Raw genomic sequence first — 16,998 nt, 5'->3', positions numbered from 1 at the left:
CATTTGTCCCCGAGAATGAAATTTTTCGATATCCGGCTGCTCTTCCTCTGCGGCTTCCTGCTGGCGTTCCATCCCGGACTGCCGCTGGCCATCGCGGAAGAAACACCTGAAATAAAAGATATCATCATCACGACCTCCGACTCCGACCTTCTGCTTTTTGCCACGGTGAAAAACGGTTTCACCCAGGCAATGCTCAACGATGCCCGTAGCGGCATCCCGGTTGTATTCACCTTCCACATGGAATTGATCAGGACCGATGGCAAATGGTTCAACACCACCCTGGTCGAATCGGCGGTCACCCATACCCTTTCCTACGATACGGCCAGCAGTACCTATAAGGTCGTTCTTTCCGACCAGGGCGACAAAACCGTGGCCACCGCCGACCTGGACCAGGCCAAGCAGCTCATGGCCGAACTCAACGGCGTCAAGGTGATCGCGCTCACTCAGTTGGTCCCCGATGCGCCCTATGCCATCCATTTCAAGGTGACCTTGAAAAAAGGCTCGCTGCCGTTCGGCATGCAGCGGCTGCTTCCCATTGCCGCTCTTTGGGATTTCGAAACCGATTGGCGGACCATCGAATTCCGATACTGATCTTCCGCTCCGACGCCGATGCTCACCGCGGAACAGAAAAAAAAGAAGCAGCGGCTGGTACGGCTGGTCATCGCCTTCTGCCTCCTGCTGATCCCGGTTCTGGGCTATGTCCAGCGCGGCCTGCTCAGCGGCGATTTCAACCTGCCCCTTTCCAGCACCATCCTGATCTTTGCCCTGATCAACGTCAACGGCCTGCTGTTGCTGCTGATGCTTTATCTGGTCCTGCGCAACCTGGTGGAGCTGATCTTCGAGCGCAACCAGAAGATCCTCGGCTCCCGGCTGCGTAGCCGGCTGGTGATCTGCTTCGTTTCACTGTCGTTGATTCCCACCGCCATCCTCTTTTTGGTGGCCCTGCGTTTCGTCTCCACCTCCATGGACTACTGGTTCAACGCCCAGGTGGAAGATTCGCTGCAATCCTCGCTCAAACTGGCGCAGGCGACCCTCCACGACAGCAGCGAACAGGCCGAGTACACCGGCCGGCAACTCGCCTCGATCCTGGAAAGCGGCACGCTCGATCTGTCCGACACCAAGGCCCTGGAGCGGTTTTTCTCCAAGACGCTTGCGATCGAACTGCCGGGAGCCCCGGACTCCATCCTTCTGCTCGACAGCGGACGGAACCCGCTCGTCTCGGTGTCCGGTCCGCGCCTCCAGGCCATTGTCCCTCCCGCTCCGCCCTCGGAAGCCCTGCGCCTGACCGCCACCTTCGACCGCACGGAAGTGGTCACCCAGAAAACCGCCCTGGGCGAGTTGATCGAGGCGATCGTGCCGGTGGCGGTCAGGCTGGAGACGCCGCAGACCTGGTTTTTGGTCACCTCCGTCCTGATCCCCGCGGCCCGGCTCGAGTCCATGCAGTCCATTTCCGAGGGCATCACCGGCTACCAGCAATTGGTCATGCTCAAGGCACCGATCAAATTCAGTTTGATCATCATGCTGCTGATCATCACCCTGCTGGTGCTCTTCGGGGCAATCTGGTTCGGCTTTTACATCGCCCGCGGCCTCACCGGCCCCATCAAGAAACTGGCCGAAGCCACCCGGCGGGTCGCCGACGGCGACATGGACTTCATCGTCGAAAAGGAGGCCGACGACGAGATGGGCATGCTGGTCGATTCCTTCAACTCCATGACCGCGGAAATCCTGGCCTCGAACCGGCAGCTGGCACGAACCCACGAGGCGCTTCGGGACAGCAACGAGGTGTCGGAGCAGCGCCGCCGCTACCTGGAAACCATCCTCGAGAACGTGGCCGCCGGGGTCATCGCCCTGGACGAAAACAACCGGATCACCACGATCAACCGCTTTGCCGAGGAGCTACTGGCCATCGAACCTGCCGCCTTTCTGGGCCGCGATTTCCATGCCGCCCTGCCCAAGCAGCATGCGGTGATCGTCGAGAGTTTCATCAGGGAGTTGCTGGCCAGCGGCAAATCGACCATCGAGCGCCACCTGCGGGTGACCATCCGCCGGGGCGAGACCCTGTCGCTCCAGGTCAATGTGACCCGGATGGTGGACGACCGCCAGCAGCCCATCGGCATTGTCATTGTCTTCGACAACCTGACCAACCTGGAAAAGGCGCAACGGCTCGCCGCCTGGCAGGAAGTAGCCCGCCGGATCGCCCACGAGATCAAGAATCCCCTGACCCCCATCCAGCTTTCGGCCCAACGGCTGCGCAAGCGCTACCTGGACAGCATTGGCGACAACCGGGACATCTTCGACCAGTGCACCGCCACCATCGTCAACCAGGTCGACGAAATCAAGAAGCTGGTGAGTGAGTTTTCCGACTTCGCCCGCATGCCGAAACTGCATAAGGAGCGGAAAAACCTGGGGCAACTCATCCAGGAGATGGCCATCCTCTATCAGGAGGCCCACAGGCATCTGACCATCGCCTGTCGGATCGATCCGGCGGTGCCGGAATTTCTTTTCGACGGCGTGCAGATCAAGCGGGTGCTGATCAATTTGCTCGACAATGCGGTTTCCGTTCTGGGAGACGGCGGCACCATCACCGTCACCCTCGAATTCGGCAGCGCGCCCGACCAGGTGCGGATGGTGGTGGCCGACGACGGCCCGGGCATTGCCGACGAGGTCAAGGTGCGGATTTTCGAGCCCTATTTCTCCACCCGCAAATCCGGCACCGGCCTGGGCCTGGCCATTGCCCACACCATTGTCAGCGAGCACGGCGGCACGATCCGGGTCGGCGACAACAGCCCCGCCGGCTCGGTCTTTGCGGTTGAGCTGCCGCTGGATACCTGATATGATGTCGACGTTGTCCGGCCGGGTATAATCCGCCACGTCTCCCGGTTCTCCCCTCTCCACCTTTTTTTCCCGGCGCCGATCGCATGCCCGACACCATTTTGATCATCGACGACGAGGCGGCCATCCGCGACAGCCTCGCCGGCATCCTGGCCGACGAGGGCTTTGCGCCCCTGGCCGCGGCCAGTGCCGAAGAGGGTCTGCAATTGCTGGAAGAAAAGGATGTGCGCCTGGTTTTGCTCGACATCTGGATGCCGGGCATGGACGGCCTGGAGGCCCTGAAGCTGATCAAGCAGCGCTTTTCTTCCCTGCCGGTGGTCATGATCTCCGGCCACGGCACCATCGAGACGGCGGTGCAGGCCACTCGCGACGGTGCCTTCGACTTCATCGAAAAGCCGCTTTCCTACGACAAGACCATCCTGTCGATCAAGAAAGGGCTGCAACTGGCGCAATTGGAACGGGAAAACCAGCTGTTGCGGGAAAGCGGCCCAGCCCCGGTCAACATCACCGGCGCCAGCCCGCTGGTGATGCAGCTGCGGCAGCAGATCGAACGGGTGGCTCCCACCGACGCCTGGGTGCTGATCCGCGGCGGCCATGGCACGGGCAAGGAGTTGGTAGCCCAGACCATCCACCGTCTTTCCCGCCGGGCGAGACAGCCGATGGTGGCGGTCAACTGCGCCGCCATCCCCGAGGAATTGATCGAATCCGAGCTGTTCGGCCACGTCAAGGGGGCTTTTACCGGGGCCTCGGAAAACAAGAAGGGCAAATTCGACCAGGCCGACGGCTCAACCCTGTTCCTCGACGAAATCGGCGACATGAGCCTGAAAAGTCAGGCCAAGGTGCTGCGGATTCTCCAGGAGCAGAAATTCGAGCGCGTCGGCGGCTCGCGGACCATCGAGGTCGACGTGCGGGTGCTGGCGGCCACCAACAAGAATCTGGAAGAGGAAATCGAGAAGGGCACCTTCCGGGCCGATCTTTTCTACCGGCTCAACGTGGTGCCCATCGTGGTGCCCGACCTGGTGGACCGCCGCGAAGACATTCCCCTGCTGATCGCCGATTTCGTCGATCAGTTCAGCCGCAAGGGCATCGGCGGCAAGCAGTTTGCGGCCACGGCCCTGCAGTTGCTCCAGCGGCATGCCTGGCCGGGCAATGTGCGCGAGCTGCGCAACCTGGTGGAACGGCTGGTGATCATGACCCCGACCGACGAAATCGGGCCCGAGGACGTGACCCTGTTCCTCGGCAACGCCCCCCTGCTGCAGCCCCCTTCCCCACCTGTCGCCGCCTCCTACCGGCAGTTCGACTACAAAGAGGCCCGGCGCCGCTTCGAGACCGAGTATCTGCTGGCCAAGCTGGAGGAAAACGACGGCAACATTTCCAAAACCGCCGAACAGATCGGCATGGAGCGCAGCCACCTGCACAAGAAGGTGAAGGCCTTGGGCATCGCGGTCAAATAATCTCGCCCGCAAGCCCTCCTGCCACGCTCCAACAGGCCATTAACCGCAACAACCCTTTTTTTGATCGAGGTGTCCCATGGTTTTTCCCGAATACCGGCCGCGCCGCATGCGCCGCACCGAATCCCTCCGTGCCATGATCCGCGAAACCCGGCTGGCGCCGGAGCAGATGATCTATCCCCTCTTTGTCCTGCCCGGCAAAGACCAACGCCAGGAGATTGCCTCCATGCCGGGCGTTTTCCGGCTGTCGATCGATCGATTGGCCAAGGAAGCCAAGGAATGCCTGAGCCTGGGGGTCCGGTCGGTCATCCTGTTCGGGCTGCCGGAGAAGAAGGACGCGCTCGGTTCCGGCGCCTATGCCAAGAACGGCATTATCCAGCAGGCGATCCGCGAACTGAAGAACAAGACGCCGGAGCTGACCGTGGTGACCGATGTCTGCCTGTGCGAATACACCGATCACGGCCACTGCGGCTGTCTGGCCGGCAACGAGGTCGACAACGACGCCACCCTCGAACTGCTGGCCAAAACCGCCCTGTCCCACGCCCAGGCCGGGGCCGACATGGTGGCCCCCTCGGACATGATGGACGGACGGGTGAGCGAGATCCGCACCACGCTCGACGAAGAATCGTTCCACATGGTGCCGATCATGTCCTATGCGGTCAAGTACGCCTCGGCCTTTTACGGGCCGTTCCGCGACGCCGCCGAGTGCGCCCCCCAATTCGGCGACCGCAGCGGCTACCAGATGGATCCGGCCAACAGCCGGGAGGCCCTGCGCGAGGCCACGCTCGATGTCGAAGAGGGGGCGGACATCCTCATGGTCAAGCCGGCCCTGGCCTACCTCGACATCATCGGCCGGCTGCACGACGAGTTTGACCTGCCAATCGCCGCCTACCAGGTCAGCGGCGAATATGCCATGATCAAGGCCGCAGCCGAAAAGGGCTGGATCGACGGCGAACGGGTCATGGCCGAATCGCTGCTCGCCATCCGCCGCGCCGGCGCGGACCTCATCCTCACCTATTTTGCCAAGGACATGGCCCGGCTGCTGGCGGAGCGGAAATAGAGAGCGGAAAAGCGAGGCGGGAATGGCGGCGGCCTTGTGTCGCCGATGCAGCCCGGCCGGCCGCGTTAGCGGGCAAGCCGGTTGACGAAGCAGGTCATCAGGTCAAGGGTCAATTCCGGAAAGTCGAGATGGGGGGAATGGCCGCATTCCTCCAGGAGCAGCGGGGTGGCTGAGCCGCCGGACCGGGTGACGATGGCTTCCACCTGGGCCGGGGTGCCGTATTGATCGTCCCGGCCCTGGAGGACCAGCAGCGGAGCCGTGATGGACGGCAATAGTTCTTCGATGGACCAGGAACGGAATTCGGAGCTGGTCCAGGTTTCGGCCCAGGCATGAAACAGGGCCTGACTTTTTTCGCCGTGGTAGCGGGCGAGCCCTTTCCTGAGCTTGCCCTGCTCCCAGGCCTCCAAAGCGTGTCGCACGCCTTCGACCGTCACCTCCTCGACCATGACATGGGCCGCCGCCGTGACGATTCCCAAAAGACCGGTAGGCTTTTCCGCCCCGAAAATCAAACTGATGCTGCCGCCGTCGGAATGGCCGACGAGCACGAAGCGCTGGCCGGGAAGCAGGGCGGCAAGCACCTGGGGCAACTCATCCAGGGCATATTCGTGGAGATAGCGGCCGGTGCGGGGGGCAACGAGTGCGGAGGACCGGCCGTGGCCGAGCCGGTCGTAGACCAGCCCCGGGCAACGGGTCCGGCGGCACAATTCCTGGGGAAAGCCGCCCCATTGGGCCACGCTGCCCAGGCCTTCGTGCAGGAACACCAACCAGGGACGCCCAGCGTCGCCGGTCAGCAATTCGTAATACAGTTGGTGCCGCTCACCCAGAACGAGACGGCTCATGGTGGGGACCTCCCCGGAGCTTCACGATCATCCGCCATCGCCGCCAGATCCAGTCGCCGGCAACCGCCAGCACGCCACCGACAACATCGGCCGCCACATCGTCAAGGCCGGCAAAGCGGCCGGGGATCAACGCTTGATGGAACTCGTCGAAAATCCCGTACAGCAGGCAGAACAGCACCGCCGCCCACCCGGCCAGCACCGGCCGCCGCCGCTTCCACCGCGGCGTCAGGGCAAAAAGAAAAGTGGTCCCCAAAACCGCATAGACCAGACAGTGAAGCAGTTTGTCGATGGAGTCGATATCCGGGAGGGTAAAGCTGTCTCCCGGCTGGTGCGACTGATAGAAAAGCGCCCCCATGGCCAGGAACACGGGAAGCAGGCGATAGCCGTTGTCCAGCAGCTTCATATCGGGTTATTCAGCCTCGGCCTCGGGGCCGTCCGATTCCACATGCATCTGGGCGAGCATCTCCTTCGGATAGCGCTTGTAGAGACGGCGGATGGCCGCCCGGATCTGCTGGACAGGCGCCCGGTCGAACCGGGTTTCGGTCTTGTCGGCATAGGAGGTGAGGAACAGCTGCCGGTCGCGGATGGCAAAGGTGTGGCTGAAGTTGATCTCGATCGTCTCGGGATTCTCGTCGATGGGCACCTCCAGCCGTTCGCCGCCCCGGGAAAGCTGGACCGCGTCGGATTCGGTGGCCTCGAGCAGCCAGGCGTCCCCTTCATGGTCGCTGTAGAACAGGAACACTCCGAGTTCGTTGAAGACCTCCTTTTTTTCGCTGGCCTTGGCCTGGATTTTCTCGATGGCCGCCATCAGCGAAACCTTCATCTGCTCCACCGGATCCGTCGGTTTGCCGTTTGCCGCCGTCCGCTGGGCAGGCAGACAGCAATGCTTGTATTTTCTGCCCGAGCCGCAGGGGCAGGGTTGATTTCTCCCTATTTTTCCCATTCCTACCGTTCCTCTCCAATTGATTGATGCGGTGGCGAACCGCTGTTGCCTTCACCGCCCATCTCTTACCCTGAGCGGCTGAAAAAATTCAAGAAAAAGCGAACGATCGCAACGACCGCCCCCTGTTTCCCCATCGGGCCGCCTTTCAGCTGAACTGCACGCCGACGGCGTTGTAGCGCGACCAGATGGCCTTGAATTCCTCTTGATTCTCCAGCAGGATATCCACGAGTTTAGGGTCGAAGTGACGCCCCCGTTCTTCCCGAAAATGGGCGAACACCTCGTCCCAGGTCCAGGCTTCGTGGTAGACGCGCCGGTTGGACAGGGCGTCGAACACATCGGCAACGCCGATGATGCGGCCGTAAATGTGGATATTTTCTCCCTGCAGTCCCTGGGGATAGCCTTGGCCGTCCCACCGTTCATGATGCTGGAGAATGATGTTGGCCGCGGCCTTGATGATCGGGCTGGGCGAATTGATCAGCAGGTCGTGGCCGCGGTAGACATGCGTTTTGATGATCTGGTATTCCTCCGGCGTCAGGGGGCCGGGTTTGTTGAGAATGGAATCCGGAATGCCGATCTTGCCCAGGTCGTGCGGCGTGGAGGCCAGCTTGAGCATCTCGGCCTCCTCCTCGCTCAAACCGTACTTAAGCGCCAGCAGGCGGGCATACTCGGCCACCCGCCGGACATGGCTGCCGGTTTCGGCGGACCGGCATTCCATGGTTTCGGCGATGTGGAAGATGATCTCCTTCTGGGTGTCCTCGATCCCCTGGTGCAGAAAGAGGTTGTCGTAGGCCAGGGAAACATTGGTGAAAAACAGCTCCAGCAAATCCCGGTCGTTTTCGTCCAGTTCCTTGGCGATCTCGAAATAGAGAAAATTCTCCGAACCGGTCTGGCTCTTGAAGTACCAGGCGCATTTTCCCCCTTCGCAGAAAAAACCGTGCTGGCGGGATTGCGCCTGGTCCAGGGCGGCTTGGATCAGCTTGGCCTCCACCTCGGCAAAGGGCCGGTCGACATATTGACCAAAGGCGCCGGTGCCTGCCAACACCAATTGCTGTCCCTCGATTTTCGACACGGTCAGCCCCGAAGTGAACTGGCAGATGTTGTCGTCGCGCAGCTGCAGGATCGAGGTCAATTGCTGGAGCACGCCGCTGCCGAGCTGCTGCAGGGATTGGCGTTCGAAAATATCGGAGGAGGCGCTGATGATTTTCTTCAGGCCCTTGCGGTTGTTTTCGAGCGTGGAGATGAAGTGGTAGCTGCGGAGGGCCGAAATCACCGTGACCAGCATCTTGTCCAAGGTGAGTTCGGTTTTTTCCTTGTAGTCGTTGATGTCGTACTCCACGATCACCTTGGCCGCGGGCGCCTTGCCCGGCTGGCCGGTGCGAAGCACGATCCGTACCGTGTGGTTGTTCAATTCCTCCCGAATGTAGTGCACCAGCCGCAGGCCGCTGTCCTCGGTTTCCATGACCACGTCGAGCAGGATCACCGCCATGTCCTGGTGCTCGCGCATGATCTCCTGCGCCTCCCGGCCACTGTAGGCGTGGAAAAAGGTGAAACCGCGGCCCAGGAAATCGATTCCCTTGATCATGTAGGTGGTGACGCTGTGCACGTCGGCCTCGTCGTCGACGATCAGGATCTTCCACGGATCGTCGGGAATCGCCGTCGGATGGTCCGGACTGCGGGTCGGTTCGGGGGCTTCGTCCTTGAACAGGATCTCATCGAAATCAGACATGGTTCTTTCGCATCACACCGGCATGGTCATGACGAACACGGTTCCCTGCCCCGGCGTACTCTCGCAGGTAATGGTGCCGCCCAGGGTCCGGGTGACGATGTTGAAGACAATATGCATCCCGAGGCCGGTCGATCCCTGGCCGCGGGCAGTGGTAAAAAAGGGTTCGAAGATGCGGTCGCGGATCTCGGCGGGCATGCCCTTGCCATTGTCGGCGTAGCGCAACTCCAGATTGCCGTCGGTGCGGCGCACCTCGATCTGGATGGTCCCCGCCTGCGCCGGATCGAAACCGTGGGTCAGGGTGTTGACGATCAGGTTGGTCAAAATTTGCGAAAAGGCACCCGGATAGCTCTCAACCATCAAATTCTCGTCGCAGACGACATCGACGCGGGGATTGAGACTTTTCAGCTTCGGCCGCAGGCTGAGCAACAGCTCTTCGATGTATTTTTTCACTCCGAAGACCCGCCGCTGCTCCGAGACCTGGTCGGCAGCCACCATCTTGAAGCTGCGGATCAGGTTGGAAGCGCGATCCAGATTCATCAGAATCATCTCGGTTCCCTCGCGGGAATCTTCGAGGAATTGCGTCAAATCCGAGCGCTTCATCTCGCCCTGGGCAAAAAGTCCGGCCAGGTTCCGGTTTTTCTCGGCCATGGTCGATCCGGCCGACAGGGCCACCCCGACCGGGGTATTGATTTCATGGGCAACACCCGCCACCAGTTCGCCCAGGGCGGCCAGCTTTTCGGACAAGACCAGCTGTTTCTGCATCCGCTGCAAGTCATCGAGCGTCTGCTGGAGATTCCGGTTGGCGCCGGCCAACTCCTCGGTCCGCTTGGCCACCCGCTCTTCCAACTCCTCGTTCAGGCTGCGCAATTGCTCTTCGGCCAGGGAACGGTCGCGCTCCTTGCGTTCCAGTTCCTCGGCCATGCTGTCGAAGGCGGAACCCAACTGCCCCAGTTCCCCGGAACCGGCCTCGTCGCCGATGCGGCTGCTCAGGTCGCCCGCCTTGACCTTGCCGGTGGCTTCGATCAGGCGGTTCAGCCGCCGCATCATGGTCACCTCGCCGACAAACCATGCGGTCACCAGGGCCAAAACCGTGGCCAGTGCCAGCAGGCCGACATTGCGGTTGATCACGGCGCGGGCCTCGCTCAGGGCCAATTCCACCGGAATACCCAGGCGAATCATCAGATAAGGAAAGGACGCCCCCTGGAAGTGCAGACGTTTGAAGCTGTAGAGGCGCCTGACCCCGTCCACCCCGGTCTCGAGGAAGGTACCCTCTTCCTCGTGGCCGGACATGCGCGCCACCATCTGCGGCAAGTCGCGGACCCAGGTGTATTTTTCGGTTTCCGGAAACCGGGTCAGCCGCATGCCCTTGGCATCGGTCAGGGTGAAGACCGACCCTTCCGGCAGGTGGGTATCGTAGAAAATGCGGCCGAAATAGCTCAGATCGAAATCGGCCACCAATACCCCGACTATCCGGTCGTCCGGCCCGACCACGGGTTGGACGAAATGAACCACGACCCGGCGCTTGGCTTGCACGAAGGTGTAGTTGCCCACGATGAAGGAGCCGCTGTCCATGGCGGCGCGGAAAAAGGGAGAGGCGCTGATGCTGGTGTCGGCGCCCTCCGGCGCGGCAACCAGCACCCGGCCGTCGGCATTGGCCAGGGAAAAGGAGACGTAGGCGGTATTGCTGGCGAGAATTTCGGGCAACAGGGTTCGGCAGGCGGCGATATCGAGGTTGCGAATTTCAGAAGACTTGGCCAGGGACATCAGCAGCAAGCGGGCATTGTCGACCACCCGTTCGTGGTGGGCCGCCATGGCTTGCACCTGGCGCAGGGCATACCCCTCCTCTTCCTGGACCACCTGGCGGCGCAACTCCCGTCCGGTATAGAGCAGGATGGCCAAGGCCGGCAGTACCGCCAACAGCACCAGAACGATCAGCGTTTTCCGGATGGAACCAAAAAGAAAAGATGGCATCGGTTTTCCCGTCGAATAATCAACAATCGCAAAAATTATGCGCGGATTTTTCTATTATACCATGTTTTTTCGCAAACCACACAGTTAAGCGCTTCTTCTTCCCGCAAACGAAGGGCGGCGGAGAGGCGCCCGATGGGACCGGATCAATCGACCGGATGGAGAACCGAGGCTTCGAGCTTGCCCGTGCGGACCGGGACCAGCCAAAAGAGGGCGGGATGGGTCCGGATGTTTTCGGACAAGGCCTCGCTCAGCCAGTGGGAATCCTCGACCAGATTGTAGAAGACCGAATCGATGCCGATGAAGCCGTCGAGGAGATGGGTCAGGGTGTGCAGCACCTTGGTCACGTAGCCCTGCTGCACCTCGAGCAGCTGGTCCAGGGTGCGCACGCCTTCTTCCTTGAGATGGTCGAGCATGCGCCGGGCGAATTTGTCGTTGGCCGCCATGCCGTATTCGAGTGTCTGCCGGAACAGGGCATCCTGTCCGTTGAGGATCTCTTCGACCCGAATGAAGAACTCCGCATAGTCGATCAACTGATTGTTGGCCAGATAACGCTCGACATGCCGGCCGGCAAGCGCCGCCGATTGGGAACGGACGAGAAAATAGTGCGAGATAGGATATTCCATGCGCAAATGTCGGCTTTTGGCGAAGCGAGAGAAAGAATCTGCTGGAATGCCGTCAGGCGGCGGCAACGGCCCGCACATAATTCAGACAGTACTTGTCCTGAACACCGGCATATCCCATACTCATATTAACATACCAGCTTTCATGCTGTCCATGGCGGTCGCAACTCCACAGCCAGTGGCCTTGCCGGGCGGCCGAACCGCCGGCCAACTCCGGTCGTTCGGCCGCCGGCAGCAGGCTGAGCAGTTCGTTGACCGTGGGCAGGCGCCAGTCCCGGCACTCGCCATGGCCCTCGGCATTCAACCGGTCGACATACCTGAGCGCGCCGGCCAGGCTCAAGGGGTATTCGCTGCTTTGGCGCTGCCACATCAGGCCGGTGGTTCGGTCGACAATCGCCTCCCCGCCTTCCTCCAACCGATTGCAGACCGGCTCCAGGGGACGAAAAAGCGTATTGACCGCGAAATGCGACCGAGCGCGGGAGCGGCAGACATTGACCGGTTCGCTCCGCAATCGAACCGGGATCTCGCCGGGAGCCGGAAGCGGACATTCGGCCGGTGGCGCCGCCGGCCCCAGGGAGAGGCGTTCGAAGGCGTCCAGCATTTCGGCGGCGGATTGAAACCGCTCCTCCGGCCGCCAGCGCAGGGCTTGGGCGAAAAAATCGTCCCAGGAGCGATCGTACTGGGGATCGACCAGAGACAGGGAGAAGCTCTGCATGCCGGGCAAGGTGCCGGTGAGCATGCGATAGAGCAGCACGCCGGCCGAATAGAGGTCGGCGCGGCCATCGACGGCTCCGGGGTTCTTGCGTTGTTCCGGTGGGGTATAGCAGGGAGAGCCGATCTGCATGCTGTCCGGCCCGGAAAAGGACACGCCCTCGACCAGGGCCATGCCGAAATCGCAGATCTTGACGGTGTCCTCGTCGGTGACCAGAATATTTTGCGGCTTGATGTCCCGATGGACGATGCGGTGGTGGTGCAGGAAATCCAGCGCCGCCAGGATCTGGCGGCCGTAATGCAGCACCTTGGCGGCCCGGATGACGCGTGAATCCTCCTCGATGCGGAAGGTTTCGCCCATCATTTCGCCCAGGTTGTTGCAGATATAGTCCATGACGAAAAAGGGCCGGCCTTCCTGGTCGTGGTCGAAGTCGTGGACCGTGACCAGGAAGGGCTGGTTGAAGGCGGCCATGGTCCGGGCCTCGAAGGTAAAAATCTCGTGCAAGCGGTCCAGGCCGAGGATATCCTCCAGCAGTTCGTTGGGATCGAGCAGCTTGATGGCCACCACCTTGTCGATCACCGGCACGATCGCCTTGTACACCGCTCCCATCCCGCCCTTGCCCAGGCGGCGGATTACCTGATATCTGCCGATCTGCTGCATGTCCTCACCAATAAAGACGTTTGGCGTTGCTCGCCGGGAATCCGCGCTCCCCGAGCAGGCGGATGGTCGTTTGCACATCGTAGGGGACCGAGCGGATATCGATGGTCGCCGCGTCCTGGTCCCAGATCATGTACTTGGCGTGCCAGTCGATCAGGTCGCGCGGCTGGCCGACACTGCCGGGCATGAGCAGGTAGCGCGCATCGGACTCGAGCGGCGCCCGCCCTATCGCCACCTCCCGGCTGGACACTTCGGCGCCGGCCTGCCGATACCAGCCGAAATCGTGGGTATGTCCGACAAAACAGAACCGTTCCGGATAGGAGGCAAACACCCGCTGCAGCCGGTTTTCGGTGGGTTCGTAGAGATACATGGTGGCCGACCGCGGCGGACAGCCGTGCACATATCGCACGCCGCCGTCGCGGAGCACCGCCGGCAGCGCTTCCAGCCATGCCAGGGATTCGGGACTGAGCAGAGCCCGGGTCAGGGCGAGGGAATCGCGGGCCACGGCGTGCAGCCGCTTGCAATAGCTCCGGCTGAACAGCCCCAGTTCGTGGTTGCCCATCACCGACACCACCCGATGCTCGACCAGGGTTCGGACCACCTCCTCGGGTTCCGGTCCGTAGCCGATGTTGTCACCGAGGGAAACGATTCGCTCCACCTCGGCCTGGGCCATATCGGCCAACACCGCCGCCAGAGCCCGGTAATTGCCGTGAATATCGGCGAGAATTCCCAGCCGCATCGGCTTTTCGTCGGACCGGTCGACAGCGGGCATCAAGGTCTCCTGCCGCCGGTCTGCCGGAGCAGATAGGGGCTGCGGACATTGCCCAGGGCGGCGAAGATGTGCTCCTTGGCCCCAGGAACCTGTCGGTAGATGTGTTCGGCCAACAGATGGATATCCCGGCGCTTGGTCGCCTCCCGCAGGGGGCAGCGGGAACGGACCGGCGAAAATCCCAGCTGGCGGCCGATGGTTTCGATCTCGCTTTTGTCCAGATAGGCAAGCGGCCGGATAAGGCCCAGGCGGCCGGCAAACAGCGCCTGGCGGGGAACCATGGTGCTGATGTTGCCGGCGCAGGTCAGATTGAGCAGGAAGGTTTCGATGATATCGTCGCGGTGATGGCCAAAGGCGACGGTGGTGCAGCCGTGGTCACGGGCATGGGAAAAAAGCTGAGTGCGCCGGCTGCGGGCGCACTGGAAGCAGAGGTCGTGGCCGCCGGGGCCGGCGGTCGTCTCCGGGTCCGGCCGCCACCGGGCGGGCAGAATGTGCAGGGGCAGCCCGATCCGTTCGACGATTTCGCCGACCTGGATAGCCGCCTCACCCGGGCCGCCTTCGCCTTCGCCGGGTTCCATGTCGACATGGACGGCGGCCAGTTCGTACCTTATGGGCGCCTTTTTTCGCCAGTCGGCCAGCAGCCAGGCCAGCACCAGCGAATCGATCCCCCCTGAAACCGCCACCAGCACCCGGTCGCCATCGGCCAGCATGGCGTAGTCATGCATGGCCCGGCCGACCCGCCGGTTCACATCCCTTGGCAACCGCACCGCGAAGCTACGGCCGGAGAAACTGATTATTTTCCTTCAAGATAGGGGCACTGCGCGAATTTTTCCTTCAGCCCGTCGCGGGCCAATTCCTCGGCGGTCAGCCAGACCAAGCCCCGGCTTTGGGTCTTGGGCAAATTCAACAGATTTTCCATCAGCGACTGCTGCTGCTCGTCGAATCGGCCGTGGCACAGCACCCGGCCCTCCTTCACCTCGTACAGTTTATAGGCAAAGGTGACCGCCGCCGGCTGCTTGACGCCGTACTCGCTGCCCACCCGTTCGACATAGCGGCTCAAGGTGGTTTCCAACACGGCATTGCTGTTCTGCTGGGCGGCGATGCGGCGGGCCGTTTCCAGAGTATGGCCGGTCCCTTCCATGACTTTGGCCTGACCGAGAGAGACGAAGCGAACGCCGGCCTTGCCGGTGAGCACCTCTTTCAACAGGCCGGTCATCACCCCGCTGCCGTCCTGAAGGATCTTTTCATCGGCGGGCGACAAATTTTCATCCATGTCGGCGACCGGCCTGACAGGCAGCACGGCAATCCCGGAAACCGCGAAATCCGGCACCTTCTCGACCGACTCCAGATCTTTCTTCTGGGCGCAACCCGCCGCGGCGAGCAAGCAACAAATCGCCATTCCCATCTTCAACTGTGCCAATGCCTTCACGCTGTTCCTCCTTTAAAGTAGCTGGCCAGGGTATCGGCCAATCCGGTTGCCGCCTCTACGACCGCACAATTCGCCACGTTGTTCTTCAATCAGTGCTACAGCATGCCCTTGGATGAAAGCTGGCCGCTGACCCGCGAATCGGGCATGATTGCCGCGGCCAATGCCCGGCCCAGCGCCTTGAACATCGCCTCGAGCATATGGTGGCCGTTTTCGCCATGGAGCAGCTCGACATGCAGGGTCAGGCCGGCATGCAACGACAGGGCGCGGAAAAATTCCTTGGCCAGGGAGACGTCGAAATGCCCGACCTTGTTCTCCTTGAGATCCGCCTGATAATGGAGAAAGGGTCGGTTGGAGCAATCGACGCAAACCCGGGCCAGGGCCTCGTCCATCGGCACATAGGCATGCCCGTACCGGCAGATACCCGCCTTGTCGCCCAAAGCCCTGGCAAACGCCTGTCCGAGACAGATGCCCACATCCTCGACCGTGTGATGGTCGTCGACCTCGACATCGCCTTGCGCCGCGATCTCCAAATCGAAAAAACCGTGGACCGCAAACAGGGTCAACATGTGGTCCAAAAAACCGACCCCGGTCCGGATGGAGGCGGTGCCGCTGCCGTCCAGTGCCAGCGTCAGCCGGATATCGGTTTCTTTGGTGGTCCGCTGCAGGCTGGCCTTGCGGATGTTTTCCGTCATGGTTTCGTTCCTCATCGCCTCCGGACCGTTTTCCCGCTCCGCGTGTCCGCCGGCGGGGCCACTTGCCCGGCCCGCGAAGAAATCCAGAATAATAAGCAAGTAAACCGGCATAGTATTCCGCTTTTTCGGGATTGGCAACAGTTCTCCACCCTTAGAAAGCTGTTTTTCTCCGGGGTCGCACCAGTTTTTGTTTCAAGACACAATTTTTTATTGACACAGCTTCGGCAAACTTGTTAAGTTCAGCGGCTGTTACGAAGAATTGCGAGCGGGAATAACTCAGTGGTAGAGTGCAACCTTGCCAAGGTTGAAGTCGCGAGTTCGAATCTCGTTTCCCGCTCCACAAGAGACTCCCAGGTTCGGACCTCTGTTCGAGCCTTTTTTTTTCAAGTGTTGAGGCGCAGAGCATGAAAACCTACTACACGCCGGTGGACGAAATTGAGCGCAAATGGTACGTGGCCGATGTCGACGGCAAGGTACTCGGACGCATAGCTTCCGAAATCGCCCGACGCCTGCGCGGCAAGCACAAACCGACATTCTGTAATTTCCAGGACAACGGCGACTTTGTCATTGTGGTCAATGCGGAGAAGGTGCACCTCACCGGCAACAAATGGGATGACAAGGTCTACCATCATCATTCCGGTTATCCCGGTGGCATCAAGAGCGAAACAGCCCGCGAGGTGTTGACCAAGAAGCCCGAAGAGTTGATCCGGATGGCCGTTCGGGGCATGCTACCGAAAAACAAGCTCGGTCGCGCTCAACTGCGGAAATTGAAGGTATATGCCGGCAAGGATCATCCCCATCAGGCACAACAGCCTGAATTACTTGAGATTTGATTAACGGAGCATCAACATGGCCTCTGAACAGACATATGCGACCGGTCGTCGGAAAACAGCAATCGCCAGAGTCTGGATCACTCCCGGCAACGGCAAGGTTGCGGTCAACAAGATGGAAGCGGGCGAATATTTCGGCAACATCTATTTCGAGCCCAAAGTAGCCAAGCCGTTTGCAGTGACCGAAACCGTCGATCAGTACGACATTCTGGCCACGGTCAAAGGCGGGGGCAAATCGGCTCAGGTCGACGCCCTGGTACACGGCATCGCCCGGGCCCTGCAGGAACTGAATCCGGAAATGCGGTTGCCCCTGAAGCGAGCCGGTCTGCTGACCCGCGACCAGCGCGCCAAGGAGCGGAAGAAATACGGCCAGCGCGGTGCCCGTGCCCGCTTCCAGTTCTCCAAGCGTTAATCGCGATCTACGGAGCTGTCGCGACGATTTTCTTCCTGCACCACAGTATTTCCAG

At 61.2% G+C, this 16,998-nt stretch carries 17 protein-coding genes and 1 tRNA gene; 7 read left to right on the top strand and 11 right to left on the bottom strand.

All coding sequences use genetic code 11. From position 1 onward, the window contains the following. Nucleotides 1-15: 15 nt before the first annotated feature. The 4 genes from RMR13_RS14280 to hemB all read left to right on the top strand — a co-directional run bounded on the left by RMR13_RS14280 (nt 16) and on the right by hemB (nt 5,343). Nucleotides 16-591, top strand: a complete 576-nt coding sequence (locus tag RMR13_RS14280; RefSeq protein ID WP_310601299.1) for a DUF4390 domain-containing protein — start codon at nt 16-18, stop codon at nt 589-591. An 18-nt stretch (nt 592-609) separates the two neighbouring features. After that, nucleotides 610-2,832: an ATP-binding protein gene (locus tag RMR13_RS14275; protein ID WP_310601298.1), complete on the top strand. Its 2,223-nt coding sequence runs from the start codon at nt 610-612 to the stop codon at nt 2,830-2,832. Nucleotides 2,833-2,918: 86 nt separating this feature from the next. After that, the gene (locus RMR13_RS14270) at nt 2,919-4,286 is read left to right on the top strand and encodes a sigma-54 dependent transcriptional regulator (protein WP_310601297.1); all 1,368 of its coding nucleotides are present in this window, start codon (nt 2,919-2,921) and stop codon (nt 4,284-4,286) included. Between the two features lie 76 nt (nt 4,287-4,362). After that, nucleotides 4,363-5,343, top strand: a complete 981-nt coding sequence (gene hemB, locus RMR13_RS14265; protein ID WP_310601296.1) for a porphobilinogen synthase — start codon at nt 4,363-4,365, stop codon at nt 5,341-5,343. A gap of 65 nt (nt 5,344-5,408) precedes the next feature. Here hemB and RMR13_RS14260 read toward each other — a convergent pair whose 3' ends face one another. From RMR13_RS14260 to hisB, 11 genes are all read right to left on the bottom strand, one after another. Continuing rightward, on the bottom strand, nt 5,409-6,182 hold the full coding sequence (locus tag RMR13_RS14260) for an alpha/beta hydrolase (RefSeq protein ID WP_310601295.1): 774 nt from the start codon (nt 6,180-6,182) through the stop codon (nt 5,409-5,411). Next, nucleotides 6,160-6,585, bottom strand: coding sequence for a VanZ family protein (locus RMR13_RS14255; RefSeq protein ID WP_310601294.1), 426 nt, complete (start codon nt 6,583-6,585; stop codon nt 6,160-6,162). The genes RMR13_RS14260 and RMR13_RS14255 overlap by 23 nt, the downstream gene beginning before the upstream one ends. Before the next feature lie 6 nt (nt 6,586-6,591). Then, nucleotides 6,592-7,125 carry an SEC-C metal-binding domain-containing protein gene (locus tag RMR13_RS14250; protein WP_310601293.1) on the bottom strand — a complete coding sequence of 178 codons (534 nt, stop codon included), beginning with the start codon at nt 7,123-7,125 and terminating at the stop codon, nt 6,592-6,594. A gap of 145 nt (nt 7,126-7,270) precedes the next feature. After that, nucleotides 7,271-8,851: a DUF3369 domain-containing protein gene (locus RMR13_RS14245; RefSeq protein WP_310601292.1), complete on the bottom strand. Its 1,581-nt coding sequence runs from the start codon at nt 8,849-8,851 to the stop codon at nt 7,271-7,273. A 12-nt stretch (nt 8,852-8,863) separates the two neighbouring features. Further along, nucleotides 8,864-10,822 carry an ATP-binding protein gene (locus tag RMR13_RS14240; protein WP_310601291.1) on the bottom strand — a complete coding sequence of 653 codons (1,959 nt, stop codon included), beginning with the start codon at nt 10,820-10,822 and terminating at the stop codon, nt 8,864-8,866. A gap of 143 nt (nt 10,823-10,965) precedes the next feature. After that, nucleotides 10,966-11,445, bottom strand: a complete 480-nt coding sequence (locus RMR13_RS14235; RefSeq protein ID WP_310601290.1) for a hypothetical protein — start codon at nt 11,443-11,445, stop codon at nt 10,966-10,968. A 52-nt stretch (nt 11,446-11,497) separates the two neighbouring features. Continuing rightward, the gene (locus RMR13_RS14230) at nt 11,498-12,814 is read right to left on the bottom strand and encodes a protein kinase domain-containing protein (protein ID WP_310601289.1); all 1,317 of its coding nucleotides are present in this window, start codon (nt 12,812-12,814) and stop codon (nt 11,498-11,500) included. 4 nt (nt 12,815-12,818) lie between these two features. Beyond that, complete coding sequence (locus tag RMR13_RS14225; protein WP_310601288.1) at nt 12,819-13,583, bottom strand: metallophosphoesterase family protein; 765 nt, start codon at nt 13,581-13,583, stop codon at nt 12,819-12,821. Further along, nucleotides 13,583-14,305 carry an ATP-binding protein gene (locus RMR13_RS14220; RefSeq protein ID WP_310601287.1) on the bottom strand — a complete coding sequence of 241 codons (723 nt, stop codon included), beginning with the start codon at nt 14,303-14,305 and terminating at the stop codon, nt 13,583-13,585. Before RMR13_RS14220 ends, RMR13_RS14225 begins: the two co-directional genes overlap by 1 nt. A 68-nt stretch (nt 14,306-14,373) precedes the next feature. Next, nucleotides 14,374-15,009, bottom strand: a complete 636-nt coding sequence (locus RMR13_RS14215) for a hypothetical protein (RefSeq protein ID WP_310601286.1) — start codon at nt 15,007-15,009, stop codon at nt 14,374-14,376. Nucleotides 15,010-15,104: 95 nt separating this feature from the next. After that, nucleotides 15,105-15,701, bottom strand: coding sequence for an imidazoleglycerol-phosphate dehydratase HisB (gene hisB / locus RMR13_RS14210; RefSeq protein ID WP_310601285.1), 597 nt, complete (start codon nt 15,699-15,701; stop codon nt 15,105-15,107). 265 nt (nt 15,702-15,966) lie between these two features. On the opposite strand from hisB, the gene RMR13_RS14205 reads away from it, so the two are divergent. The 3 genes from RMR13_RS14205 (at nt 15,967) to rpsI (ending at nt 16,943) form a co-directional block, all read left to right on the top strand. Then, nucleotides 15,967-16,041: transfer RNA gene (locus tag RMR13_RS14205), tRNA-Gly, on the top strand. 64 nt (nt 16,042-16,105) lie between these two features. Next, entirely contained in the window at nt 16,106-16,534 is a 429-nt protein-coding gene (gene rplM / locus RMR13_RS14200; RefSeq protein WP_309412274.1) for a 50S ribosomal protein L13, read from the top strand. 16 nt (nt 16,535-16,550) lie between these two features. Further along, entirely contained in the window at nt 16,551-16,943 is a 393-nt protein-coding gene (rpsI, locus tag RMR13_RS14195) for a 30S ribosomal protein S9 (protein ID WP_310601284.1), read from the top strand. Nucleotides 16,944-16,998 lie beyond the last annotated feature (55 nt).

Origin of the sequence: Desulfobulbus sp. (assembly GCF_031547805.1) — a bacterium.
Classification (GTDB): Bacteria; Desulfobacterota; Desulfobulbia; order Desulfobulbales; family Desulfobulbaceae; genus Desulfobulbus.
This window is presented reverse-complemented; position numbering and strand designations above follow the sequence as displayed.

Excerpts from the sequence above, each read along its gene's own strand:
- RMR13_RS14235 (WP_310601290.1), bottom strand. The coding sequence starts at position 11,445 with ATGGAATATCCTATCTCGCACTATTTTCTCGTCCGTTCCCAATCGGCG.
- rplM (WP_309412274.1), top strand. The coding sequence starts at position 16,106 with ATGAAAACCTACTACACGCCGGTGGACGAAATTGAGCGCAAATGGTAC.
- RMR13_RS14245 (WP_310601292.1), bottom strand. The coding sequence starts at position 8,851 with ATGTCTGATTTCGATGAGATCCTGTTCAAGGACGAAGCCCCCGAACCG.
- RMR13_RS14230 (WP_310601289.1), bottom strand. The coding sequence starts at position 12,814 with ATGCAGCAGATCGGCAGATATCAGGTAATCCGCCGCCTGGGCAAGGGC.
- hemB (WP_310601296.1), top strand. The coding sequence starts at position 4,363 with ATGGTTTTTCCCGAATACCGGCCGCGCCGCATGCGCCGCACCGAATCC.
- RMR13_RS14225 (WP_310601288.1), bottom strand. The coding sequence starts at position 13,583 with ATGCCCGCTGTCGACCGGTCCGACGAAAAGCCGATGCGGCTGGGAATT.
- RMR13_RS14280 (WP_310601299.1), top strand. The coding sequence starts at position 16 with ATGAAATTTTTCGATATCCGGCTGCTCTTCCTCTGCGGCTTCCTGCTG.
- RMR13_RS14270 (WP_310601297.1), top strand. The coding sequence starts at position 2,919 with ATGCCCGACACCATTTTGATCATCGACGACGAGGCGGCCATCCGCGAC.
- hisB (WP_310601285.1), bottom strand. The coding sequence starts at position 15,701 with ATGACGGAAAACATCCGCAAGGCCAGCCTGCAGCGGACCACCAAAGAA.
- RMR13_RS14275 (WP_310601298.1), top strand. The coding sequence starts at position 610 with ATGCTCACCGCGGAACAGAAAAAAAAGAAGCAGCGGCTGGTACGGCTG.
- RMR13_RS14260 (WP_310601295.1), bottom strand. The coding sequence starts at position 6,182 with ATGAGCCGTCTCGTTCTGGGTGAGCGGCACCAACTGTATTACGAATTG.
- RMR13_RS14220 (WP_310601287.1), bottom strand. The coding sequence starts at position 14,305 with ATGCATGACTACGCCATGCTGGCCGATGGCGACCGGGTGCTGGTGGCG.
- RMR13_RS14255 (WP_310601294.1), bottom strand. The coding sequence starts at position 6,585 with ATGAAGCTGCTGGACAACGGCTATCGCCTGCTTCCCGTGTTCCTGGCC.
- RMR13_RS14240 (WP_310601291.1), bottom strand. The coding sequence starts at position 10,822 with ATGCCATCTTTTCTTTTTGGTTCCATCCGGAAAACGCTGATCGTTCTG.
- RMR13_RS14250 (WP_310601293.1), bottom strand. The coding sequence starts at position 7,125 with ATGGGAAAAATAGGGAGAAATCAACCCTGCCCCTGCGGCTCGGGCAGA.
- rpsI (WP_310601284.1), top strand. The coding sequence starts at position 16,551 with ATGGCCTCTGAACAGACATATGCGACCGGTCGTCGGAAAACAGCAATC.